The organism is Pseudomonas sp. PDM15 (assembly GCF_014851565.1).
Lineage (GTDB): Bacteria > Pseudomonadota > Gammaproteobacteria > Pseudomonadales > Pseudomonadaceae > Aquipseudomonas.
Map to the genome: position 1 here is coordinate 361,325 of NZ_JACVAA010000004.1, position 23,962 is coordinate 385,286.

A 23,962-nucleotide genomic window follows, 5' to 3' on the forward strand; every position below is an offset into this window, starting at 1 on the left:
AAGGCTTTCCTTCCCTCCTCATATATACCTACGTCATTCCTATGAATCTGACCGAACTCAAGCAAAAGCCGATTGCCGAACTGCTGGACATGGCCGACCAGGCTGGTCTGGAAAACATGGCCCGTTCGCGCAAGCAGGACATCATCTTCGCCCTGCTCAAGAAGCACGCGAAAAGCGGCGAAGAGATTTCCGGCGACGGCGTGCTGGAGATTCTCCAGGACGGCTTCGGCTTCCTGCGCTCCGCGGACTCCTCCTACCTGGCCGGCCCGGACGACATCTACGTCTCGCCCAGCCAGATCCGCCGCTTCAACCTGCGTACCGGTGACACCATCGTCGGCAAGATCCGCCCGCCGAAAGAAGGCGAGCGCTACTTTGCCCTGCTCAAGGTCGACACCATCAACTTCGACCGCCCGGAAAACGCCAAGAACAAGATCCTGTTCGAGAACCTGACGCCGCTGTTCCCGACCAAGCGCCTGACCATGGAAGCCGGTAACGGCTCCAAGGAAGACCTCACCGGTCGCGTGATCGACCTCTGCGCGCCGATCGGCAAGGGCCAGCGCGGCCTGATCGTCGCCCCGCCGAAGGCGGGCAAGACCATCATGCTGCAGAACATCGCGGCCAACATCACCCGCAACAACCCCGAGTGCTACCTGATCGTCCTGCTGATCGACGAGCGCCCGGAAGAAGTGACCGAGATGCAGCGCACCGTGCGCGGCGAAGTGGTCGCCTCGACCTTCGACGAGCCGCCGACCCGCCACGTGCAGGTTGCCGAGATGGTGATCGAGAAGGCCAAGCGCCTGGTCGAACACAAGAAGGACGTGGTCATCCTGCTCGACTCCATCACCCGCCTTGCGCGTGCCTACAACACCGTGATCCCGAGCTCCGGCAAGGTGCTGACCGGTGGTGTCGACGCCCATGCCCTGGAGAAGCCCAAGCGCTTCTTCGGCGCCGCCCGTAACATCGAGGAAGGCGGTTCGCTGACCATCATCGCCACCGCGCTGGTCGAGACCGGCTCGAAGATGGACGAGGTGATCTACGAGGAATTCAAGGGTACCGGCAACATGGAGCTGCCGCTGGACCGCCGCATCGCCGAGAAGCGCGTGTTCCCGGCCATCAACATCAACAAGTCCGGCACCCGCCGCGAGGAGTTGCTGACCGGCGAGGAAGAGCTGGCGCGCATGTGGATCCTGCGCAAGCTACTGCACCCGATGGACGAGATCGCCGCCATCGAGTTCCTCACCGACAAGCTGAAAGATACCAAGACCAACGAAGAATTCTTCCTCTCCATGAAGCGGAAATGATTCGAGCGTTGCTACAGAGGCCGGGGAAACCCGGCCTTTGCGTTTGTGCAGCCTTCTGAATAACCCAGTTCGGCGCTAAACTTTGCGCCCCGACCTGTGAGGCCCAAGCATGCAGTATCGCGACCTGCGCGACTTCATCCGCGAGCTGGAAAAGCGTGGCGAACTCAAGCGCATCCAGACCCCGGTCTCTCCCGTGCTGGAAATGACCGAAATCTGCGACCGCACTTTGCGCCGCGGCGGTCCCGCGCTGCTGTTCGAGAAACCCACCGGCTTCGACGTACCGGTGCTGGGAAACCTGTTCGGCACCCCCGAGCGCGTGGCGCTGGGCATGGGCGCCGAGGATGTCGGCGAACTGCGCGAGATCGGCAAGCTGCTGGCCTTCCTCAAGGAGCCGGAGCCGCCCAAGGGCCTGAAGGACGCCTGGAGCAAGCTGCCGATCTACAAGAAAGTCATCAGCATGGCGCCCAAGGTCCTCAAGGACGCGCCCTGCCATGAGGTGATCGAGGAGGGCGACGCGGTCGACCTGGGTAAGCTGCCGGTGCAGACCTGCTGGCCGGGTGACGTGGCGCCGCTGATCACCTGGGGCCTGACCATCACCAAGGGGCCCAACAAGGAGCGGCAGAACCTCGGCATCTACCGTCAGCAGGTGATCGGCCGCAACAAGGTGATCATGCGCTGGCTCAGCCACCGCGGCGGCGCGCTGGACTACCGCGAGTGGTGCCAGAAGTACCCGGACCGCCCCTATCCGGTGGCCGTGGCTCTGGGCGCCGATCCGGCGACCATTCTCGGCGCCGTGACGCCGGTGCCGGACACTCTCTCCGAATACGCCTTCGCCGGCCTGCTGCGCGGCCATCGCACCGAGCTGGTCAAGGCCATCGGCTCCGACCTGCAGGTGCCGGCCAGCGCCGAGATCGTTCTTGAAGGCCACATCCATCCGGGCGAAACCGCGCCGGAGGGCCCGTACGGCGATCACACCGGCTACTACAACGAAGTCGACACCTTCCCGGTGTTCACCGTCGAGCGCATTACCCGTCGCCGCGAGCCGATCTACCACAGCACCTACACCGGCCGCCCGCCGGATGAGCCGGCGATCCTCGGCGTGGCGCTGAATGAGGTGTTCGTGCCGATCCTGCAGAAGCAGTTCCCGGAGATCACCGACTTCTACCTGCCGCCGGAAGGCTGCTCCTATCGCATGGCGGTGGTGACCATGAAGAAACAGTACCCCGGCCACGCCAAGCGCGTGATGCTCGGCGTCTGGTCCTTCCTGCGCCAGTTCATGTACACCAAGTTCGTTATCGTCACCGACGACGACGTCAACGCTCGCGACTGGAACGACGTTATCTGGGCCATCACCACGCGCATGGATCCCAAGCGCGACACGGTGATGATCGACAACACGCCGATCGACTATCTCGACTTCGCCTCGCCGGTCTCCGGCCTGGGCTCGAAGATGGGCCTCGATGCCACCCACAAGTGGCCGGGCGAGACCAGCCGCGAGTGGGGTAGGGTGATCGAAAAGGACCCGGCCGTGGTCGCACGTATCGACGACATGTGGAAAGAGCTGGGCATCGACTGATGAGTGCGTCACCTGCTGAGCAAGTCATGAAGGTCACCCTGCAGCCCTCGGGCGCGGTGCTCGACGTGCATGGCGGCGAGCGCATCCTCGATGCCGCGCGGCGCCTGGGCTACGACTGCCCGCAGAGCTGCCGTAACGGCAACTGTCATATCTGCGCGGCGCTGCTGGTGGAAGGGCGGGTGAGCCAGGCCGGCGCCGAGCTGGATCACGGCGAGCTGTTCACCTGCCTGGCCGAGCCGCTGGAAGACTGCGTGCTGCACTGGGACGGCGTGCTCGCCCCGGGCGAGTTGCCGGTACGCACCTTTGGCTGCCAGGTGCTCGACCTGGTCGATGTCGGTGGTGATGTTTGCCGCGTGTTGCTGCGCGCTCCGGCGGGGAAGACGCCGCGCTATCACGCCGGCCAGTACCTGCTGCTGCAGCGTGACGACGGCGAATGGTCAGCCTTCTCCCTCGCCTCGGCACCGCACAAGGGCCGTGACCTGGAGCTGCATATCCTCACTCGTGAGGACAGCGCTCGTCAGTTGGTGGCGCAGCTGCGCCGCACGCGCCTGGCACGGGTACAGATGCCGTTCGGCGACACCCATTTGGCCGAGTTGCCGGACGGGCCGCTGGTGCTGCTCGCCGCCGGTACCGGTATGGCGCAGATGCACAGCCTGATCGAGCATTGCCGCGCCACCGGCTTCACCCATCCGCTGCACCTGTACTGGGGCGTGCGTCAGCCGGAGGATTTCTATCAGCTGGACAGCTGGCAGGCCTGGGAGGGTCAACCCGGCCTGCACTTGCACAAGGTGGTCAGCGACGCCTGCGGCTGGGAAGGACGCTGCGGCATGCTGCACGAGGTGGTGTGCCAGGACTTCGCCGATCTCAAGAGCTTGCACCTCTACGCCAGCGGCTCGCCGGGCATGGTATACGGCACCCTTGATGCCCTGGTCGAGGCCGGCATGGACGCCCACCAGATGCGCGCCGACGTGTTCGCCTACGCGCCGCGGGAATGATCGCCCGACCATGAAAAAAGCCGCCCTCGGGCGGCTTTCTGGTGGCGGCGGTTATTACTTAACCTGCACCACGACCTTGCCCACGGCCTTGCGCTGACCCAGCGCATCGATGGCCGAAGCGCCCTGTGCCAGCGGGAAGGTCTGCGACACCAGCGGCTTGAGCTTGCCCTCGGCATGCCAGGCGAACAGCTGCTCGAAGTTGGCGGCGTTGTCCTGCGGCTGGCGCTGGGCGAACGAGCCCCAGAAAACGCCGACCAGCGAGGCGCCCTTGAGCAGCGGCAGGTTGGCCGGCAGGACCGGAATGCCGCCGCCGGCGGCGAAGCCGACGACCAGGAAGCGGCCGTTCCAGGCGATGGAGCGGAACGCCTCCTCGAACAGCTCGCCACCCACCGGATCGTAGATCACGTCCACACCCTGGCCGCCGGTGAGCTTCTTCACCTCGTCCTTGAGGCTCTGCTCGCTGTAGTTGATCAGGTGGTCGGCGCCGGCGTTGCGCGCCACTTCCAGCTTCTCGGCCGAGCTCGCCGCGGCGATCACGGTGGCGCCCATGGCCTTGCCGATCTCCACGGCCGCCAGGCCGACGCCGCCGGAGGCGCCCAGCACCAGCAGGGTCTCGCCCTTCTGCAGATTGGCACGCTGCTTGAGCGCGTGCATCGAGGTGCCGTAGGTCATGCTGAAGGCCGCAGCGGTGGTCAGGTCCATGGTCTTGGGCACTGGCAGCACGTTGTAGCCGGGCACCGCCACTTCTTCGGCGAAGCTGCCCCAGCCGGTAAGGGCCATGACCCGGTCGCCGGCCTTGAGGTGGCTGATCTTCTCCCCAACCGCTTTGACCACGCCCGCCGCTTCACCGCCCGGCGCGAAGGGGAAGGGCGGTTTGAACTGGTACTTGCCTTCGATGATCAGGGTGTCGGGGAAGTTGACGCCGGCGGCATGCACCTCGATCAGCACCTCGTTCTTTTTCGGTTCGGGGCTGGGCAGGTCTTCCAGGACCAGGCTGGAGGCCGGGCCGAAGGCTTTGCAGAGCAGGGCTTTCATCGCACTTTCCTCGGGTTCGTGACTGTCCGGCAGTGTAGGAGGCGCGCCCGGTGGGTCAACGAGCATGCCCGCATCTGATGGCGGCCTATAAGCGTCGGGCTTGGGCGCGCGGGCCGCTATGGCTATGCTAGGCGGCATATTTCATTGAGGAATCGTCCGTGAAAAACCGCATCGCTCTGCTGCTGGCCCTGATCCTGCCTTGCACCGCCCTGGCCAGTGGCGGCGGCGAGGAAGAGAACGCCGCGCCCAAGGTCGCCTACGTCAGTCTGGTGCCAGCCCTGGTGGGCAACTTCGGCGCCGGGCCCAAGCTGAAGTTCTTCAAGGCCGACATCGCCCTGCGGGTCACCGGTACCGAGGCCGAGGAGAAGGTCGAGCACCACGAGCCGCTGATCCGCAACCAGCTGGTGATGCTGTTCGCCCAGCAGACCGAGGCCGGCATGGCCGACGAGGCAGCCAAGGAGAAGCTGCGTCAGGAGGCGCTTAAGCAGGTGCAGGATGTGCTGAATCAGGAGGAGGGCAAGCCTATCGTCGAGGACCTGCTGTTCAATAACCTGATCATTCAGTAATTCAGGCGGGCGGCGCCTGCCGCTCGCGCCCTTCGCCGGCCATGGCCGCGCTCCACACGCAGGTGCGATTGCGCCCCTCGTGCTTGGCCCGATACAGGGCCTGGTCGCTGCGCGCCACCAGCCCGCCCGGTTGTTCCTCGCTGACCGGCTCCGCCACCGCCAGGCCGATGCTCAGGGTCAAACGGCCCTGCGGGCTGCCCGGGTGGGCGATGGCCAGCCCTGCGACCAGGTCGTGGACCCGCGCCGCCACATGCTCTCCACCCTCGAGACCGGTGTTGGCCAGGATGATGGCGAATTCCTCGCCGCCGTAGCGACAGGCCACGTCGCCCTCGCGTTGCAGACTGTTCTGCAGGACCTCGCCGACCTTGCGCAGGGCGTCGTCGCCGGCCAGGTGGCCTAGGTTGTCGTTGAACGCCTTGAAGTGGTCGATATCCAGCATCAGCAGGGCCAGCGGCGCGTCGATCCGGCGCAGGCGGCGCCATTCGCTGTGCAGCTGCTGGTCGAAGAAGCGCCGGTTGTAGATGCCGGTCAGCCCGTCCAGCTGCGACAGGCGCTGCAGGCGCGCCTCCAGCTCCAGGCGCTCGCTGTTGTCGCGGGACACGGCGATCACGTACTCGCGCTCGCCCAGTTGCACCAGCTGGGTATTGATTTCCGCCGGCTGGCGGCTGCCATCACGGCGGCACAGCTCGCGCTGGAAGATCCGTGACTGGTTGTCCCGCTGGGCCGTGCGTACCTCTTCCAGCCAAGTATGGAAGCCTGGCAGCAACTGTTCGGGGGCGTCGCGCAGGAGCTGGGCGAACTGCTCGGCGCGGTAGCCGAGGCCGGCATAGGTGGCCTGGTTCATGTGCAGCAGTTCGCGGCTGCGGGTATCGAAGATGAACAGGCTGTCGTGGCTGGAGTCGGTGAGGTCGAGCACCAGCTGCAGGCGCTCGCGACTGTCGCGCAGGTGGCGCTCGATCTCTTCGCGGCGGGTGGCTTCCACCTTCAGGCTGCGATTGGTGCGCTGCAGGGCGCCGGCGCGGTGGGTGTTCTCCAGGGCCAGGGCCAGGGCCGCCACCAGCAGCAGGCTGATGGCCAGCCCGGCGCCCAGTACCACCTGTGGCAGCGGCGTGGCCAGGCTCTGCAGCAACTTGGCGGTGGGGCTCAGCTGCAGGCTGAAGGCGTCGTTGTTGAGCAGTCGCAGCGGCACTTCGCTGGCCATCTGCGGCAGCGTGCCCGGGCGCTCGCGGCTGTATAGGCTCTGGCCTTTTTCCCGCAGGCGCACGCTGAAGCTGTCGCTGTCGAGCTGGGCGAGCAGCTCGTCCATCAGCGGCTCGACGCGGAACACGCCCTGCAGGAAACCGTCGAAGCGATTCTGGTCCGGGCCCACTTCCAGGTACAGCGGGGTATAGAGCACGAAGCCGCGACCGCCCTGGACCAGCTGGAAGCTGTTGGAGAAGCGCTGCTCGCCGGTCTGCTTGGCCTGCATGGCCAGCGGATAGTTGGGGTGGTCGGCGGTGAGGCGGAAGTTGGCGGCGGCCTCGTTGCCGCGCAACGGCAGCAGCCAGCGCATCTGCAGGTCGGGGCCGATCCACTGCACCGACTGGTAGGCGGGGAAGTCGGTCAGCGCCAGTTCGGCTTCCTGCTCCCAGTCGTCGCGCGACAGGCGACCCAGGTTGTTCCACAGGCGGGCGATGCGGCCCAGGCTCTCGACTTCGGAGTGCAGCGTGCCTTCCAGCTGGCGCGCCAGGCTGCGCGCCTGGTAGTCGACCCGTTCCTTAACGCGCTCCTGCTGGTCCTGCTCCAGCTGGCGCCAGAGCATGAGGCTGGCCAGGCACAGCACCAGGAAAAGGAAGGCCAGCGCCAGGCGCGCGGGCCAGACGGGGCGTGCGCGCATTATCGGCTCCGCGAGGCTATGCCGTGGTGATAGCACAGCGCCGGTGGCGACTCAACGCATGGCGAGAATGGCCTGCCACTGTTCTGCGCTCACCGGCATCACCGACAGGCGGCTGCCGCGCTGCACCAGGGCCAGTTCGGCCAGTGCCTGCTGGTCGCGCAGGCTGGCCAGCGGCAGCACGCGCGGGAAGGCCTCGACGAACTCCACGTCGAGGGCGCTCCAGGGATTCTTCTCGGCGCTGGCCTTGGCATCGAAGTAATGGCTGTTCGGGTCCAGGGCGGTGGGGTCCGGGTAGACCGGTCCGGCGATGCGTGCGATGCCGGCGATGCCCGCTTCCGGGCAGCTGGAGTGATAGAAGAAGAACTCGTCACCGATCTGCATGCTGCGCATGAAGTTGCGCGCCTGGTAGTTGCGCACCCCGTCCCAGCGCGCCCGACCGAGCTGCCGCAGGTGCTGGATGGACAGTTCGTCGGGTTCCGATTTCATCAGCCAATAAGGCATGAACTTTGCTCCTGTCTGCCGGTCTTTGCGCGGGACTGAAAATCGTTCCCGCGGATGACTGCCGGATGGCGTCAAAAAATGTGTGGGTCTTCACCGCTTCCTGGCGGCCGATGGCCCAGGCTAGGCGCCGCCGTAACGGCCAATAACAACACCGCCACCGGTAGAGAACAGTAGTGTGCCGAAAGGGGGAGGCAACTCGATGAAGCGCAAGCCAGATATATTGTGGGTCCTGGTCATTCTATTCAGCCTGGGCATGGTTACCACGGGTTACACCCAGGGTCTCTGGGATCGTCAGGGTGACTCGTCTTCCAGCCAGATTCAGCAATGACCGACTGACATCGCCGCAGGGAGCGCGGCGGTCTCAGCCATGCCAGCGGCGGTCGGTGACCACCGCGCCGAGGCGAATATCCCAGCTGGCCAGGGCCAGCCTGTCCACCTGCTGACACTCATGCGCCACTCCTAAAAGCGTCGGCTTGTGCCAATTTTTGCGCAGTTGCCGATAGGCCAGGCTGCGGTCGTAAAAACCGCCGCCCATGCCCAGGCGCCCGCCATACAGATCGAATCCCACCAGCGGCAAAAGCACCAGGTCCAGTGCCCAGACCTTGCGCTGCCGCGCGCGCCGGGCCGGCGGTTCCTCGATGCGGAAACGATTGCGTGCCAGCGCCTCGTGCGCGCGCACGCGCTGGAAATTCATCTTGGTGCGTGGCCAGTCGCTGAGCACTGGCAGATAGGTCGCCTTGCCACGGCGCTGGGCCTCGCGCAGCAACGGGCGCGGGTCGATCTCGCCGTCACTGGGCAGGTACAGGGCAATGTGGCGGGCGCGGCGGAACAGCGGATGCTGGGCCAATTGCCGGTACAGCGCGTGGGCGGCGCGCTGTTGTTGCTGAGGGGAGAGGTTGCGGCGAGCCTGGCGGAGCTGGCGGCGTAGCGCCGCGCGGGATAGATCACCAGCCAGGATCATGGAATTCTGGACTCCCCGGTCATGCCGCTGTCGGGTTAGCCCTTGAACCCGAAAGTTCAAGGTGGAGATTGCAGGAGGCGTTAAGGCTTTCCGTCAGGCGGACATGCACACCGGCCCCGCTGGCAACCCCCGTGGTTGTGCGTATCGGCTCAGGGACATCACCGACTGGCCAACACACCAGGGAGCTCGGGGCGAGTATACCCCATTCGACCGCTCTGCAATCAGAGTGTCTGGCCATCCGGATCGGCGGCCAGGGCAGTGTCGACCCGATCCAGCAGGTCACGCACGCGCTCGCGGGTGGAGTTGGCTTCCTGATCCAGGCGCTGCTGCTTGTGCAGCAGATCATGGGTGATGTTCAGCGCGGCCATCACGGCGATGCGGTCGGCGCCTATGACTTTGCCGCCGGAGCGGATCTCGCGCATCTTGCCGTCCAGATAGCGCGCAGCGCTCTCCAGGTTGGCACGTTCGTCCGCCGGGCAGGCGATGCAATATTCCTTGTCGAGAATATGCACGGTTACGGTGTTCGACTGGGTCATGAGTCCTGCTCCAGGGCTTTCAGGCGCGAAATCATCGCTTCGACCTTGTGCCGGGCCATTTCGTTCTTTTCGATCAGATGGGCGCGCTCCTCGCGCCAGGCCTTCTCGCTGGCCAGCAGGGAGCGATTCTGCATCTTCAGCTGCTCGACGCGCTGGATCAGCAGTTCCAGCTTGCGTGTGAGGGCTTGCAGTTCGGCGTCTTCCATCGGCTCCATACCTGGGCAGTGATCTCAGCACTATAAAGGATTGCGGGGAGGGGGCGGCAAGCGCTGTGCGGCAACGAGGCGGTGGAAACCGTGGCGCGCAGGCCCTACGATACGAGGCCTCCATTCTAGAGATTGCGCGATTCAGCGCCTAGTTGCCATGTCCATTTCGAATTCCCCCTACGCCGCCTTCGCCGCTCTCCTGGCGAGCACTGGCAAACCCGTTTCCCCTGCCGAGCTGCACGGCCTGCTGCTCGGTCGCAGCTGCGCCGGGGCCGGTTTCGAGGCCGATGCCTGGATCGCCGACGCCGTCGAACTGCTCGGTGCCGAGCCGGCCGACAACGTGCGCCAGGCCCTGGTCGGCCTGCAGGATATGGTCAAGGGCGAACTCGGCGGCAGTGACGTCACCGTGGTCCTGCTGCTGCCCGGCGACGATGCGCCGCTGGGTGAGCGCGCCAAGGCTCTCGGCCAGTGGTGCCAGGGCTTCCTCGACGGTTTCGGCATGATTCTCGGCAATGCTGCGCTGAGCGCCGAGGCCATGGAAGTGCTGCAGGATCTTTCCGCCATCGCTCAGGTGCAGAGCGCGCTGGAGGAATCCGAGGACGGCGAAAGTGACTATATGGAAGTGATGGAATACCTGCGCGTGGCCCCGCTGCTGCTGTTCGCCGAGTGCGGCAAGGCCGCGTCGCCCGCCCCCAAACCTTCTCTGCACTGAGGTTCAGCCATGGTCAGCATCCCCCGCGCGGAATACGCCCGTCGGCGCAAGGCGCTGATGGAGCAGATGGAACCCAACAGCATCGCCATCCTGCCGGCGGCGCCGGTGTATATCCGCAACCGCGACGTCGAGCACGTCTACCGCCAGGACAGCGACTTCCAGTACCTCACCGGCTTCCCCGAGCCGGAGGCGGTGCTGGCGCTGATTCCCGGTCGCGAGCACGGCGAGTACGTGCTGTTCTGCCGCGAGCGTGATCCCGAGCGCGAGCTGTGGGACGGACTGCGCGCCGGCCAGGATGGCGCCGTGACGCAGTTCGGTGCCGACGACGCCTTCCCCATCGGCGATATCGACGACATCCTGCCCGGCCTGATCGAAGGCCGCGAGCGCGTCTATTACGCGATCGGTACCAACCAGGAGTTCGATCACCGGCTGATGGACTGGATCAACGTGATCCGCTCCAAGGCACGTCAGGGCGCGACGCCGCCCAACGAGTTCGTCGCCCTCGATCACCTGCTGCACGACATGCGCCTGTACAAGAGCGCGGCCGAGGCCAAGGTGATGAAGGAGGCCGCCGAGATCAGCGCGCGCGCCCATGTGCGCGCCATGCAGACCAGCCGCGCCGGGCTCTACGAATACCATCTGGAAGCCGAGCTGGATTACGAGTTCCGCAAGGGCGGGGCGAAGATGCCGGCCTACGGCTCCATCGTCGCCGCCGGCAAGAACGCCTGCATCCTGCACTACCGCGAGAACGACGCGCCGCTGAAGGATGGCGACCTGGTGCTGATCGACGCCGGCTGCGAGATCGACTGCTACGCCAGCGACATCACCCGCACCTTCCCGGTCAACGGCAAGTTCTCGCCCGAGCAGAAGGCCATCTACGAGCTGGTGCTCAAGGCCAACGAGGAGGCGTTCAAGCACATCGCGCCCGGCAAGCACTGGAACGAGGCCCACGAGGCCACCGTGCGGGTGATCACCGCCGGCCTGGTGGAGCTGGGCCTGCTCGAAGGCGACGTCGACGAGCTGATCGCCGCCGAGGCCTACAAGCCCTTCTACATGCACCGCGCCGGCCACTGGCTGGGCATGGACGTGCACGATGTCGGCGACTACAAGGTCGGCGGCGAGTGGCGCGTGCTCGAGCCAGGCATGAGCATGACGGTGGAACCGGGCATTTATATCGCCACCGACAACGACAAGGTGGCGAAGAAGTGGCGCGGCATCGGCGTGCGCATCGAGGATGACGTGCTGGTGACCAAGACCGGCTGTGAAGTCATCACCAACGGCGTGCCCAAGACTGTCGCCGAGATCGAGGCGCTGATGGCCGCCGCCCGCGAGCAGGCTGCCTGAGTTGAGTCGTGTGCAATTGGCCATCGTCGGTGGTGGCCTGGTTGGTGCCAGCCTGGCCCTGGCCCTGCAGGCCGGGGCGCGGGCGCGCGGCTGGCGCATCGTGCTGGTCGAGCCCTTCGCCCCGGGCAATGCCTGGCAGCCGAGCTACGACGCGCGGTCCAGTGCGCTGTCCTACGGCAGCCGGCAGATCTTCGAGCGCCTCGGCCTGTGGCCGGCGCTGGCCGAGCGGGCCGAGGCCATCACCCAGATCCAGGTGTCCGACCAGGGCCGCTTCGGCGCTACCCGCCTGTCTGCAGCCGATGAAGGCGTGCCGGCCCTGGGCTACGTGCTGGAAAACGCCTGGATGGGACATTGCCTGTGGCGTGCGCTGGACCCCGAAGTAGTCGAGTGGCGCTGCCCGGCGGAAGTGACCCGCATGGAGGCGCTGGACGACGGCTACCGCCTGTTCCTCAGCGATGACTCCAGCCTCGATTGCGACCTGGCCGTGCTGGCCGACGGCGGCCGCTCCGGCCTGCGCGAGCAGCTCGGCATCGCCGTGCGCCACACGCCCTACGACCAGTGCGCGCTGATCGCCAATATCAGCCCGGCCGAACCGCATGCCGGACAGGCCTTCGAGCGTTTCACCGAGCAGGGGCCGCTGGCCCTGCTGCCGTTGCCGGACAAGCGCTGCGCACTGGTCTGGACCCGCCCGCCGGTGGACGCCGAGCGCCTGCAGCAACTGCCCGACCGCGAATTCCTCGCCGAGCTACAGCAGGCCTTCGGCTACCGTCTGGGCAGCCTGCGCCAGGTCGGCGCGCGGCATGTCTACCCGCTGGCGCTGGTGGAGGCCACCGAGCAGGTGCGCCCGCACTTGGTGATCCTTGGCAACGCCGCCCACAGCCTGCATCCGGTGGCGGGGCAGGGCTTCAACCTGTCCCTGCGCGACGCCCAGGCCCTGGCCGAGACCCTGCTGGCAGGCGGCGAGCAACCCGGCGATTTCGCCGGCCTGCAGCGCTACCTGGCGCGGCAGAGCCAGGACCAGGCGCTGACCGTCGGCTTCTCCGACCGCGTCACCCGCCTGTTCGGCCGCGACGAGTCGCTGCTGGTGGCCGGGCGTACCCTCGGCCTGCTCGGTCTCGATCTGTTGCCGCCAGCCAAGCGCTGGTTCGCCCGCCAGGCCATGGGCCTGGGCACCCGATCCTTATGAGAGCTGTACATGAGTGACCGTAAACTGGCGCGTCGAGCGCGCCTGCTGCGCATTGGCCTCAACTGCTACCCGCCCTACCTCGGCGCCGGCATCCGAGTGCAGCAGATCAGCCCGGACTGCCGTCATGCGCGGGTGAAGTTGGCTCTGCGCTGGTACAACCGCAACTTCGTCGGCACCCAGTTCGGCGGCTCGCTGTACAGCATGGTCGATCCCTTCTTCATGCTGTTGCTGATGCCGCTGCTGGGCGACAACTACATCGTCTGGGACAAGGCTGCCAGCATCGACTTCGTCAGCCCCGGCAAGGGCCCGGTGTATGCCGATTTCCGTATCGACGACGCCCTGCTCGCCGACATTCGCGAGCACACGGCGGGCGGCGACAAGTACCTGCCGCAGCTGCAAGTCGAGATTCGCGACGGCGAAGGCACCCTGGTCGCCACCGCCCACAAGACCCTCTATATCCGTCTCAAGCCGCGTGCGCGGCCGGCTGCGGCCTAAGGAAGCGAGATGCAAGCGGACCTGATCATCGTTGGCGCCGGCATGGTCGGCAGTGCACTGGCCCTGGCCCTGGAACACAGCGGCCTGGAAATCCTGGTGGTCGATGGCAGCCCGCTCAGCGTCAAGCCGTTCGATGCGCAGGGTGCCTTCGAGCCACGGGTCAGCGCCCTGTCCGCCGCCAGCCAGCGCATTCTCGAACGCCTCGGCGTGTGGGACGGCATCGCCGCCCGGCGCGCCTCGCCCTACCGCGACATGCAGGTGTGGGACGGTTCCGGCACCGGCAGCGTGCACTTTTCGGCGGCCAGCGTGCATGCCGAGGTGCTCGGTCATATCGTCGAGAACCGTGTGGTCCAGGACGCCCTGCTCGAGCGCCTGCACGACAGCCAGATCGGCCTGCTCGGCAACGCCCGCCTGGAGCAGCTGCGCCGCTCCGGTGACGGCTGGCTGCTGACCCTGGCCGACGGCCGCGAGCTGCGCGCGCCGCTGCTGGTGGCCGCCGACGGCGCCAATTCGGCGGTACGCCGTCTGGCCGGTTGCGCCACCCGCGAATGGAATTACCTGCACCACGCCATCGTCACCAGCGTGCGCTGCGAGCGGCCGCACCGGCTCACCGCCTGGCAGCGCTTCACCGACGATGGCCCGCTGGCCTTCCTGCCGCTCAATCGCCAGGGCGACGAACACTGGTGCTCGATCGTCTGGTCCACCGTGCCTGCCGAGGCCGAGCGCCTGATGGCGCTGGACGACGAGGCCTTCCGCCACGAGCTGGGCAAGGCCTTCGAGTGGCGCCTGGGCCCGGTGACCGCGGTCGATCCGCGCGTCTGTATTCCGCTGCGCCAGCGTCACGCCAAGCGCTACGTGGAGAGCGGCCTGGCGCTGATCGGCGACGCCGCCCACAGCATCCACCCGCTGGCCGGCCAGGGCGTCAATCTCGGTTTCCTCGACGCCGCGGTGCTGGCCGAGGTGCTGCAACATGCGCTGCAGCGTGGCGAGCAGCCCAACGATGTGCGTGTACTCAGTCGCTACGAGCGTCGGCGTATGCCGCACAACCTGGCGATGATGGCGGCCATGGAAGGTTTCGAGCGTCTGTTCCAGGCCGACCCGCTGCCGATCCGCCTGCTGCGCAACAGCGGCCTCAACTGGATCGACGAGTTGCCGGATGCCAAGGCGCTGTTCGTCCGCCGCGCCCTCGGCCTGGTCGGCGATCTGCCCGAACTGGCCAGCGCCTGAGACTCCAGCGCCGGCCGTGGCTGCAGCTGGCGAAACACTGCGACATAAAAACGCTACAGCTCTCAGCTGCGAGTCACTATCATTTGTGATCTTTCCGCAGTCACGAGAGCCTTCGCCATGTCGCTGTCCAAACGCCTGCTCGCCGTCCTGGCTCTGAGCGCCGCCGCCGGTTCCGCCACGGCCGCCGAGGAAGTGGTGGTCTATTCCTCGCGCATCGACGAGCTGATCAAGCCGGTCTTCGACGCCTACACCGCCAAGACCGGGGTGAACATCAAGTTCATCACCGACAAGGAAGCGCCACTGATGCAGCGCATCAAGGCCGAGGGCGAGAATGGCGTGGCCGACCTGCTGATCACCGTGGATGCCGGCAACCTGTGGCAGGCCGAGCAGATGGGCATCCTGCAACCCTTCACCTCGCCGGTGATCGACGCCAACATCCCGGCCCAGTACCGCTCCAGCAACCATGCCTGGACCGGCCTGTCGCTGCGTGCGCGGACCATCGTCTACTCCACCGAGCGCGTGCAGCCCGCCGAGCTGACCACCTACGAAGCGCTGGCCGGCCCCGAGTGGGAAGGTCGTCTGTGCCTGCGTACCAGCAAGAAGGTCTACAACCAGTCGCTCACCGGCACCCTGATCGAAACCCATGGCGCCGAGAAGACCGAGCAGATCCTGCAGGGTTGGGTGAACAACCTGGCCACCGACGTGTTCGCCGACGACAACGCAGTGATCCTCGCCGTGGATGCCGGCCAGTGCGATGTTGGCATCGTCAATACTTACTACTACGGCCGCCTGCACAAGGAAAACCCGCAACTGCGCGCCAAGCTGTTCTGGCCCAATCAGAGTGATCGCGGCGTGCACGTCAACCTGTCCGGCGTCGGCCTTACCAAGCACGCGCCGAATCCGGAAGCGGCGAAGAAGCTGGTCGAGTGGATGACCACGCCGGAGGCTCAGGGCCTGTTTGCCGAAATCAACCAGGAGTTCCCGGCCAACCCGGCGGTCAAGCCGTCGGCGGAAGTGGCGGCCTGGGGTGAGTTCAAGGCCGACAGCATCCCGGTGGAAGTGGCCGGCAAGCGTCAGGCTGAGGCGATCAGGATGATGGATCGAGTCGGCTGGAATTAAAGCGGACTTAGGGTGGATGGCGCTTTTCCCATCCACCGACTGACGGCAGAGTGGCCGCCTGGTGGAAAACGCCGTGCGGTTTTCCACCCTACCAAGCCCCGTTCTACGCCAATCGTTATACTCGACGCCCCGGCCCGCCCGGGGCGTATCGTTTCCGCCCGCCAGGAGTTCGCGTGAGTCATCCCGTCCAGCGCCGCTGGTATCCCATCGCCTTTGCCATCGCCGCCCTGGTGCTGCTGCCGCTGTCGGTGCTGGTGCTGTCCTGGCACGAGATCGATGGCGAGATCTGGCGCCATCTGTGGGATACCCAGATGCCGCGCCTGCTGGGCAACACCCTGGTGCTGGTGTTCGGCGTCGGCGTCGGCGTGACGTTGCTCGGTGTCAGCCTGGCCTGGCTCACCAGCCTCTGCGAGTTCCCCGGACGGCGCTGGCTGGACTGGGCGCTGATGCTGCCTTTCGCCATTCCCGCTTACGTGCTGGCCTTCGTCTTCATCGGTTTATTTGATTTTTCGGGGCCGGTGCAGAGCCTGCTGCGCGAGTGGTTCGGCACGGGTATCCGTTTGCCCCGCGTGCGCTCCACCGGCGGGGTGATCACCGTGCTGGTGCTGGTGTTCTACCCCTACGTCTACCTGCTCGCGCGCAGTGCCTTCCTGGCCCAGGGCCGGGGGCTACTGGAGGCGGCGCGGGTGCTCGGCCAGTCGCCCTGGCAGGCATTCTGGCGCGTGGCCCTGCCGATGGCCTGGCCGGCCATCGGCGCCGGGTTGGCGCTGGCGATCATGGAAACCCTGGCCGACTTCGGCGCGGTGGCGGTGTTCAACTTCGACACCTTCACCACCGCCATCTACAAGACCTGGTACGGCTTCTACAGCCTGTCCGGCGCTACCCAGCTGGCCAGCCTGCTGCTGCTGGCGGTGATGCTGGTGCTCTATGGCGAGCGTCGCGCCCGCGGCGCCAGCCGCCCGGCCAGCGAACGGCCACGGGGCAAGGCGCTGTACCGCCTGCATGGCTGGAAGGCGCTCGCCGCCTGCACCTGGTGCGGTCTGGTATTCGTCTGCGCCTTTGTCGTGCCGTTGCTGCAGTTGCTGGTGTGGTTCTGGCAGCGAGGCCGCTTCGACCTGGACGAGCGCTATGCCGGCCTGATTCTGCACACCCTGTCCCTCGGCGCCCTGGCGGCGCTGATCACCGTGGCCGTAGCGCTGCTACTGGCCTTCGCTCGCCGCCAGGCACCGACCCGGCCGATCCGCAGCGCGGTGAGCCTGGCCAATCTCGGCTACGCGTTGCCCGGCTCGGTGCTGGCGGTGTCGATCATGTTGGCCTTCAGCTTCCTCGACCGCGAGCTGATGATCCCTCTATCCACCTGGCTCGGCGGTGCCGGCAAGCCCCTGCTGCTGGGCAGCCTGGCGGCGCTGCTGCTGGCCTACCTGGTGCGTTTCATGGCGGTTGCCTATGGCCCGCTGGAAAGCGGCCTGGCGCGCATCCGCCCGTCGCTGCCGCAGGCCGCGCGCAGCCTGGGTGTCGGCGGGCCGGCACTGTTCCTGCGCGTCTACCTGCCGCTGCTGGTGCCGGGCGCACTGTCCGCCGCGCTACTGGTGTTCGTCGATGTGCTCAAGGAAATGCCGGCCACCCTGCTGATGCGCCCCTTTGGCTGGGACACCCTGTCGGTGCGCATCTTCGAGATGACCAGCGAGGGCGAGTGGGCCCGCGCCGCGCTGCCGGCGCTGACCCTGGTGCTGGTCGGCCTGCTGCCGGTGATCGGTCTGATCCGCCGTTCCGCCCGCCAGCCGGGGCACTAGAGCAGGCTGCCAGGCTCTGGCTGGCGCGATCCGCTCGACATTGACTGGTCGGTCGGCTATCGAGGTGACCGGGCGACGCGTCGGGGCTACAATGCGCGCCTGCTGACGCAGCCGTCCATGAGCTCGCGCCCACCAGGGCGGGGCCCGTTTGAGGAGTTTTCCATGGGACAGCGTACACCTCTGTATGAACAACATCTGGCGCTCGGCGCCAAGATGGTCGATTTCGGCGGCTGGGACATGCCGTTGCACTACGGCTCGCAAGTCGAGGAGCACCATCAGGTGCGCCGCGACTGCGGCGTGTTCGACGTCTCCCACATGACCGTGGTCGACGTCACCGGCGCCCAGGCCAAGGCCTGGCTGCAGCACCTGCTGGCCAACGATGTTGATCGCCTGAAGACGCCTGGCAAGGCGCTGTACAGCGGCATGCTCAACCCGCGTGGCGGGGTGATCGACGATCTCATCGTCTACCTCACCGACTGGGGCTACCGCGTGGTGGTCAACGCCGCCACCCGCGACAAGGACCTGGCCTGGATGCAGGCACAGACCGCCGGTTTCGAGGTCAAGCTGAACGAGCGCGCCGAGCTGGCCATGCTCGCTATCCAGGGCCCCAACGCCCGCGCCAAGACCGCCGAGCTGGTGTCCCCCGCCCGCGCCGCGCTGATCCATGAGCTCAAGGTGTTCCAGGGCCTGCCGGAAGGCGACTGGTTCATCGCCCGCACCGGCTATACCGGTGAGGACGGCCTGGAGATCATGCTGCCGGCCGCCCAGGCTGCCGATTTCCTCAACGAACTGGTCGGCGCCGGCATCGCCCCGATCGGCCTGGGCGCCCGCGACACCCTGCGTCTGGAAGCCGGCATGAACCTGTACGGCCAGGACATGGACGAAGAGACTTCACCGTTGGCCGCCAACATGGGCTGGACCATCGCCTGGGAACCGGCCGAGCGCCAGTTCGTCGGCCGCAGCGCCCTGGAAACCCAGCGTGCCGCCGGTGATCAGCAGAAGCTGGTCGGTCTGGTGCTGGAAGAGCGCGGCGTGCTGCGTGCCCACCAGGTGGTGCGGGTGGAAGGCGTGGGGGAGGGTGAGATCACCAGCGGCAGCTTCTCGCCGACCCTCAACAAGTCCATCGCCCTGGCCCGCGTGCCGGCCGCCACCAGCGATCGCGCCGAGGTGGAGATTCGCGGCAAGTGGTACCCGGTACGCGTCGTGCAGGCCAACTTCGTCCGCAACGGCAAGGCTGTGATTTGAAAATCGCTTGGCTGCGCGTCGGCCAGGCGTTGTTGAAAGCGGGCTCAGAATGCTCATTTACACAAGTAAACTGCGCTTCTTCGCCCGCTTTCGCCTAGCCTGGCTCTAGCTCGCTCAAGCTTGCCTTTTTAAGACTGCTAAATTTTCCGGGCGGGTCTTCCGCCCCCACTGATTTCGAGGGTACCGACATGAGCAATATCCCCGCCGACCTGCGTTACGTTGCCAGCCACGAGTGGATCCGCCTGGAGGCCGATGGCTCGGTCACCGTGGGCATCACCGACCACGCGCAGGAAGCCCTGGGCGACGTGGTCTACGTCGAGCTGCCGGAAGTCGGCAAGCAGCTGGCCAACGGCCAGGAAGCCGGTGTGGTCGAGTCGGTGAAGGCCGCCTCGGACATCTACGCCCCGCTCGCCGGCGAAGTCCTCGCCGTCAACGAGGCCCTGGCCGACGCTCCCGAGCAGGTCAACGGCGACCCCTACGCCGCCTGGTTCTTCAAGCTGCAGCCGAGCAACCCGGCCGAGCTGGAAGAGCTGCTCGACGCCGCCGGCTACGAAGCCGTCTGCTCCGCCGACGCCTGAGGCTGATGGCCGCGTCTAGCACGCGGCCCGCCATCAAGAATCACGATTCCCGCTGTCGAGCCTCGATCCGTCGAGGCTCTGTCATTTTCCGAGAGCCCTGCTATGTCCACGCCCCGTCTCGATCAACTGCAACAGCCCGATGCCTTCCTCCGCCGCCACCTCGGCCCGGACGCCCGTGAAGAACAGGCCATGCTCGACGCCCTCGGCGTCGCCAGCCGCGAAGAGCTGATCGTGCAGACCGTGCCGCCGGCCATCCGCCTCAACCGCCCGCTGGACCTGCCGGCGGCGCTGGACGAGCAGGGCGCCCTGGCCAAGCTGCGCGGCTATGCCGAGCAGAACCAGCTGTGGACCAACCTGATCGGCATGGGCTACCACGGCACCATCACCCCGACCGTGATCCTGCGTAACCTGCTGGAAAACCCGGGCTGGTACACCGCCTACACCCCCTACCAGCCGGAAATCGCCCAGGGTCGTCTGGAGTCGCTGCTGAACTTCCAGCAGCTGACCATCGACCTGACCGGTCTGGACCTGGCCAGCGCCTCGCTGCTCGACGAAGCCACCGCCGCCGGCGAGGCCATGGGCCTGGCCAAGCGCGTGGCCAAGTCGAAGAGCAATGTGTTCTTCGTCGACGAGAACTGCCACCCGCAGACCATCTCGGTGGTGCAGACCCGTGCAGAAGGCTTCGGCATCGAAGTCCAGGTCGGCGCGCTGGACCAGCTGGCCGGCCTCGACGTGTTCGGCGCGCTGCTGCAGTACCCGGACACCCACGGCGAGATTCGTGACATCAAGCCGCTGATCGAACAGCTGCACGCCAAGAACGCTCTGGCCTGCGTCGCCACCGACCTGCTCAGCCTGCTGCTGCTGACCCCGCCCGGCGAGCTCGGTGCCGACGTGGTGCTCGGCTCGGCCCAGCGCTTCGGCGTGCCGATGGGCTACGGCGGCCCGCACGCAGCCTTCTTCGCCACCCGCGACGCCTTCAAGCGCGCCATGCCTGGCCGCATCATCGGCGTGTCCAAGGATGCCCGTGGCAACACCGCGCTGCGCATGGCCCTGCAGACCCGCGAGCAGCACATCCGCCGCGAAAAGGCCAACTCCAACATCTGCACCTCGCAGGTGCTGCTGGCCAACATGGCCAGCTGCTACGCCGTGTACCATGGTCCGGAAGGCCTCAAGCGCATCGCCCAGCGCGTGCACCGCCTGACCTGCGTACTGGCCGCCGGCCTGGAGCAGAAAGGCCTGAAGCGCGACAACCAGTTCTTCTTCGATACCCTGACCCTGGATGTCGGCGGCATGCAGACCGCCATCCTCGAGTCGGCCAAGGCCGCGCGCATCAACCTGCGCATCCTCGGTCGCGGCAAGCTGGGCGTCAGCCTGGACGAGACCAGCAGCGCGCAGACCGTCGAGCAGCTGCTGTCGATCTTCCTCGGCGCCGACCACGGTCTGAGCGTGGCCGAGCTGGACGCCGGCAGCGTGCCGGAAGGTATCCCGGCCGACCTGCGCCGCACCTCGGCCTACCTGACCCACCCGGTATTCAACAGCCACCACAGCGAAACCGACATGCTGCGCTACCTCAAGCGCCTGGAGAATAAGGACCTGGCCCTGAACCAGGCCATGATCCCGCTCGGTTCCTGCACCATGAAGCTCAACGCCACCAGCGAGATGATCCCGGTCACCTGGCCGGAGTTCGGCGCTCTGCACCCCTTCGCCCCGCGCGAGCAGGCCGCCGGCTACAAGCTGATGATCGACGAGCTGGAAGCCTGGCTGCGCGCCATCACCGGCTTCGACGCCATCTGCATGCAGCCCAACTCCGGCGCCCAAGGCGAGTACGCCGGCCTGCTGGCGATCCGCAAGTACCATGAGAGCCGCAACGACGGTCACCGTGACATCTGCCTGATCCCGGCCTCGGCCCACGGCACCAACCCGGCCTCGGCGCAGATGCTCAACATGCGCGTGGTGGTGGTGGAGTGCGACGCCGCCGGCAACGTCGACATGGACGACCTCAAGGCCAAGGCCGCCGAGGCCGGCGACAAGCTGTCGTGCCTGATGATCACCTACCCGTCGACCCACGGCGTGTACGAGGAAGGCATCCGCGAGATCTGCGAGGTGGTCCACGGCTTCGGCGGCCAGGTCTACATGGACGGCGCCAACCTGAACGCCCAGGTCGGCCTGGCACGTCCTGCCGATATCGGTGCCGACGTGTCGCACATGAACCTGCACAAGACCTTTTGCATCCCGCACGGCGGTGGCGGCCCTGGCATGGGCCCGATCGGTGTGCGCGCACACCTGGCACCCTTCGTCGCCAACCACCCGGTGGTCGAGCTGCAGGGCCCGAACCCGCAGAACACCGCGGTCAGCGCCGCGCCCTGGGGCAGCGCCAGCATCCTGCCGATCAGCTGGATGTACATCGCCATGATGGGCCCGCAGCTGGCCACCGCCACCGAAGTGGCGATCCTCAACGCCAACTACCTGGCCAGCCAGCTGGCCGGTGCCTTCCCGGTGCTGTACAGCGGCCGCAACGACCGCGTCGCCCACGAATGCATCCTCGACCTGCGCCCGCTCAAGGCCGAGACCGGCATCAGCGAGGAAGACGTGGCCAAGCGTCTGATGGACTACGGCTTCCACGCGCCGACCATGAGCTTCCCGGTGCCAGGCACGCTGATGATCGAGCCGACCGAGAGCGAGTCGAAGGAAGAGCTGGATCGCTTCATCGAGGCGATGCTGAGCATCCGCGCCGAGATCGCCAAGGTCGCCGCCGGCGAGTGGCCGGCCGAGGACAACCCGCTCAAGCGTGCCCCGCACACCCTGGCCGACGTGATCGGCGTGTGGGAGCGTCCGTACAGCATTGAGGAAGCGGTGACCCCGTCCGCCCACACCCGCGCGCACAAGTACTGGCCGGCGGTGAACCGCGTGGACAACGTCTACGGCGACCGCAACCTGTTCTGCGCCTGCGTGCCGATGGACGACTACCGCGAGTAGTTCATCGCGCTAAAAAGAGGCCGCCCGATGGGCGGCCTTTTTGTTTTCAGGGTGGATCATTCCTCGGGCGCGCAGCCTTTCGCCGGCAGCGAGTCCAGCGCCCGCTGCAACAGCGCCACGCTGCGTGCGTTGTGCAGGATGCCGGTGTGATTCGCCTCGATCAGATACAGACGCTCGGCCTCGTCCTGGGCGGCCGGCAGCAGCTCGCTGGCCAGCGGCACGGTGCCGTCGTTGGGTTCGGCGATCATCCGGCTGTTGCCGGTGTAGGCCACCAGCTGCCACTGGCGCAGGTGCTCCGGCAGTGGCGCGGCGAACAGGCTGCGCAGGTAGGGGCTGCCCGGTGCCATGTCACGCCAGACCGGCACGTTGACCGGGGCGTTCTTCACCCCGGACGCCGCCGAAGGGTGCCCGCCCCAGGGCGTTGCCAGGGTCAGGAACAGGCACAGCTCCTGATCACCGCCGCCCGGCTCCAGCAGCTGTACGGTGCGCCGCGCCACCAGGCCGCCCATGCTGTGGGCGAACAGGTGAAAGCGAGCGGGGCGCAGGCGCAGGCGCACATCACGGATCGCCTCGCTGAGCAGGTAGGCGCTGTTGTTCAGCGGCAGGCCGCTGGGGTAGTGGAACAGCACCAGCTGGTAGCGCTCCTGGTCGATGCTGGCGGCCAGTTCGCGCCACACGTCGGGCGAACTGTTGATGCCGTGGACCAGAAAGATCGGCTCCTTGTCCGGGTCCCAGGGCTGCAGCAGATACAGGCCGTAACCGACCTCGCTGAGGAAATCCAGGGGTTGCCAGGCGCCCTGTGCGGTGCGCTGGGCGGAGAAGCGCGGGTCGTCGAAATTCACCTCCCGCAGGTAGTTGTGGCGCACCCGCGGCAGATCACGCAGCAGCCTTTCCAGGCTCAGGTCCAAAGCGGGAAGCGGCGTGCCGTCGGCAGCTGCCGGTTGCAACAGATTGAGTTGGCCCAGTTCTGCGCGTTGCTCGGCCGTCGGCTGCAGCTGGAAGGGTGCGGTGCGTGGCTGGGGCAGCCAGTGGCGTGGTTCGTCGGCGTCCAGGCGGAAATTGCCGTTGCGATCCTCGAAGGCCAGCAGCTGATAGTCGCCGACCGCCATGCTGAAGTAGAACAGCCCACCGGGCTGCACGCTGCGATAACCCACCAGCCGCTCGCCGGAGAAAAGTGCGACCAGCGCCTCCTGGCCGGCGCTTGCATCCAGGCTGCCGGGGATCAGCACCTGGGTGTGCTGGGCCTGCTGCATCTGCCGGTCCAGCGCCAACAGCTGGCAACCGCCGAGCAAGCTGGCCAGCGCCAATAGCAGTAATGACTTCGACATCCCTGTTCTCCAGCCCTGATGTAGGGCTGGAGTTTAGCCGCTGCGCTTCTACCGTGCGGGCTGGTGCAGCGTCGGCCGCATCAGCAGGGCCTGGGCCAGTTCCGCGTCGCTGGCCTGCAGCTGCGGGTGCTCGCTGCGCACGCGCTGCAGTGCCGCTTCCAGGTGGGCGCCACGGATCTGCCCGCCACTGGCGACGAAAGCGCTGGCGTCGTCGCGGGCGGCCAGCAGCTGCTTGTCGTCCTTGAAGGTCACGTAGGTGGAGGCGGTGGTGGCACCGGAGGAGAGAACGTCGCGCCAGAAGTCGGCGTCCGCCATGACCGGGCCGGAGGCGCAGAGCAGGGCGAGGAGGGTGCAGGGAGTGGAGAGTCGCATGGCTGGCTCCTGTCGAGATGGCCTGAGCGTTGGA

At 66.7% G+C, this 23,962-nt stretch carries 22 protein-coding genes and 1 other RNA gene; 14 read left to right on the plus strand and 9 right to left on the minus strand.

The genetic code is table 11. The annotated features are described in order from the left end of the window. The first annotated feature begins 41 nt into the window (after positions 1 to 41). The 3 genes from rho to IB232_RS13115 all read left to right on the plus strand — a co-directional run bounded on the left by rho (position 42) and on the right by IB232_RS13115 (position 3,872). Complete coding sequence (gene rho, locus IB232_RS13105) at positions 42 to 1,301, plus strand: transcription termination factor Rho (RefSeq protein WP_137973698.1); 1,260 nt, start codon at positions 42 to 44, stop codon at positions 1,299 to 1,301. Between the two features lie 109 nt (positions 1,302 to 1,410). Then, positions 1,411 to 2,877, plus strand: coding sequence for a 4-hydroxy-3-polyprenylbenzoate decarboxylase (gene ubiD / locus IB232_RS13110; protein ID WP_192399066.1), 1,467 nt, complete (start codon positions 1,411 to 1,413; stop codon positions 2,875 to 2,877). Positions 2,878 to 2,903: 26 nt separating this feature from the next. Continuing rightward, positions 2,904 to 3,872 (plus strand): CDP-6-deoxy-delta-3,4-glucoseen reductase, encoded by a 969-nt coding sequence (locus IB232_RS13115; protein WP_192399067.1) that lies wholly within the window; start codon positions 2,904 to 2,906, stop codon positions 3,870 to 3,872. A 54-nt stretch (positions 3,873 to 3,926) separates the two neighbouring features. Here IB232_RS13115 and IB232_RS13120 read toward each other — a convergent pair whose 3' ends face one another. Further along, a complete protein-coding gene (locus IB232_RS13120; RefSeq protein ID WP_192399068.1) occupies positions 3,927 to 4,907 on the minus strand; it encodes an NADPH:quinone oxidoreductase family protein in 981 nt (326 codons plus the stop codon). 158 nt (positions 4,908 to 5,065) lie between these two features. Between IB232_RS13120 and IB232_RS13125 the strand changes: the two genes are divergently transcribed. Continuing rightward, a complete protein-coding gene (locus IB232_RS13125) occupies positions 5,066 to 5,473 on the plus strand; it encodes a flagellar basal body-associated protein FliL (protein ID WP_192399069.1) in 408 nt (135 codons plus the stop codon). Between the two features lies 1 nt (position 5,474). Here the strand turns inward: IB232_RS13125 and IB232_RS13130 are convergent, their stop codons facing one another. From IB232_RS13130 to IB232_RS13155, 6 genes are all read right to left on the minus strand, one after another. Next, a complete protein-coding gene (locus tag IB232_RS13130; protein WP_192399070.1) occupies positions 5,475 to 7,349 on the minus strand; it encodes a diguanylate cyclase in 1,875 nt (624 codons plus the stop codon). A 51-nt stretch (positions 7,350 to 7,400) separates the two neighbouring features. Then, positions 7,401 to 7,850, minus strand: coding sequence for an EVE domain-containing protein (locus IB232_RS13135; protein WP_192399071.1), 450 nt, complete (start codon positions 7,848 to 7,850; stop codon positions 7,401 to 7,403). A gap of 361 nt (positions 7,851 to 8,211) precedes the next feature. Then, entirely contained in the window at positions 8,212 to 8,811 is a 600-nt protein-coding gene (locus tag IB232_RS13140; RefSeq protein WP_192399072.1) for a 5-formyltetrahydrofolate cyclo-ligase, read from the minus strand. An 8-nt stretch (positions 8,812 to 8,819) separates the two neighbouring features. Next, positions 8,820 to 8,998, minus strand: a non-coding RNA gene (gene ssrS / locus IB232_RS13145) — 6S RNA. Between the two features lie 34 nt (positions 8,999 to 9,032). Beyond that, entirely contained in the window at positions 9,033 to 9,347 is a 315-nt protein-coding gene (locus IB232_RS13150; protein ID WP_137973690.1) for a cell division protein ZapA, read from the minus strand. After that, a complete protein-coding gene (locus tag IB232_RS13155) occupies positions 9,344 to 9,553 on the minus strand; it encodes a TIGR02449 family protein (protein WP_192399073.1) in 210 nt (69 codons plus the stop codon). The genes IB232_RS13150 and IB232_RS13155 overlap by 4 nt, the downstream gene beginning before the upstream one ends. A 157-nt stretch (positions 9,554 to 9,710) precedes the next feature. Here IB232_RS13155 and IB232_RS13160 point away from each other — a divergent pair, with 157 nt between their 5' ends. The 10 genes from IB232_RS13160 (at position 9,711) to gcvP (ending at position 22,228) form a co-directional block, all read left to right on the plus strand. Continuing rightward, positions 9,711 to 10,265 carry a YecA family protein gene (locus IB232_RS13160; RefSeq protein ID WP_192399074.1) on the plus strand — a complete coding sequence of 185 codons (555 nt, stop codon included), beginning with the start codon at positions 9,711 to 9,713 and terminating at the stop codon, positions 10,263 to 10,265. 9 nt (positions 10,266 to 10,274) lie between these two features. Then, positions 10,275 to 11,609 (plus strand): Xaa-Pro aminopeptidase, encoded by a 1,335-nt coding sequence (gene pepP, locus IB232_RS13165; RefSeq protein ID WP_192399075.1) that lies wholly within the window; start codon positions 10,275 to 10,277, stop codon positions 11,607 to 11,609. Between the two features lies 1 nt (position 11,610). After that, positions 11,611 to 12,795 carry a 2-octaprenyl-6-methoxyphenyl hydroxylase gene (gene ubiH / locus IB232_RS13170; RefSeq protein ID WP_192399076.1) on the plus strand — a complete coding sequence of 395 codons (1,185 nt, stop codon included), beginning with the start codon at positions 11,611 to 11,613 and terminating at the stop codon, positions 12,793 to 12,795. Positions 12,796 to 12,804: 9 nt separating this feature from the next. Continuing rightward, positions 12,805 to 13,290, plus strand: a complete 486-nt coding sequence (locus tag IB232_RS13175) for a DUF4442 domain-containing protein (RefSeq protein ID WP_192399077.1) — start codon at positions 12,805 to 12,807, stop codon at positions 13,288 to 13,290. A gap of 9 nt (positions 13,291 to 13,299) precedes the next feature. Further along, positions 13,300 to 14,517, plus strand: a complete 1,218-nt coding sequence (locus IB232_RS13180) for a 2-octaprenyl-3-methyl-6-methoxy-1,4-benzoquinol hydroxylase (protein ID WP_192399078.1) — start codon at positions 13,300 to 13,302, stop codon at positions 14,515 to 14,517. Positions 14,518 to 14,634: 117 nt separating this feature from the next. Next, positions 14,635 to 15,636 (plus strand): extracellular solute-binding protein, encoded by a 1,002-nt coding sequence (locus IB232_RS13185; protein WP_192399079.1) that lies wholly within the window; start codon positions 14,635 to 14,637, stop codon positions 15,634 to 15,636. A 173-nt stretch (positions 15,637 to 15,809) separates the two neighbouring features. After that, on the plus strand, positions 15,810 to 17,429 hold the full coding sequence (locus tag IB232_RS13190) for an ABC transporter permease (protein WP_192399080.1): 1,620 nt from the start codon (positions 15,810 to 15,812) through the stop codon (positions 17,427 to 17,429). Between the two features lie 162 nt (positions 17,430 to 17,591). Continuing rightward, positions 17,592 to 18,674 carry a glycine cleavage system aminomethyltransferase GcvT gene (gene gcvT, locus IB232_RS13195; RefSeq protein ID WP_192399081.1) on the plus strand — a complete coding sequence of 361 codons (1,083 nt, stop codon included), beginning with the start codon at positions 17,592 to 17,594 and terminating at the stop codon, positions 18,672 to 18,674. A gap of 188 nt (positions 18,675 to 18,862) precedes the next feature. Then, positions 18,863 to 19,252: a glycine cleavage system protein GcvH gene (gcvH, locus tag IB232_RS13200; protein ID WP_192399082.1), complete on the plus strand. Its 390-nt coding sequence runs from the start codon at positions 18,863 to 18,865 to the stop codon at positions 19,250 to 19,252. A 102-nt stretch (positions 19,253 to 19,354) separates the two neighbouring features. Next, complete coding sequence (gene gcvP, locus IB232_RS13205; RefSeq protein WP_192399083.1) at positions 19,355 to 22,228, plus strand: aminomethyl-transferring glycine dehydrogenase; 2,874 nt, start codon at positions 19,355 to 19,357, stop codon at positions 22,226 to 22,228. Between the two features lie 56 nt (positions 22,229 to 22,284). Here the strand turns inward: gcvP and IB232_RS13210 are convergent, their stop codons facing one another. Next, positions 22,285 to 23,556, minus strand: coding sequence for an alpha/beta fold hydrolase (locus IB232_RS13210; RefSeq protein WP_192399084.1), 1,272 nt, complete (start codon positions 23,554 to 23,556; stop codon positions 22,285 to 22,287). 48 nt (positions 23,557 to 23,604) lie between these two features. Continuing rightward, positions 23,605 to 23,928 carry a DUF2388 domain-containing protein gene (locus tag IB232_RS13215; protein WP_192399085.1) on the minus strand — a complete coding sequence of 108 codons (324 nt, stop codon included), beginning with the start codon at positions 23,926 to 23,928 and terminating at the stop codon, positions 23,605 to 23,607. Between the last annotated feature and the right edge of the window lie 34 nt (positions 23,929 to 23,962).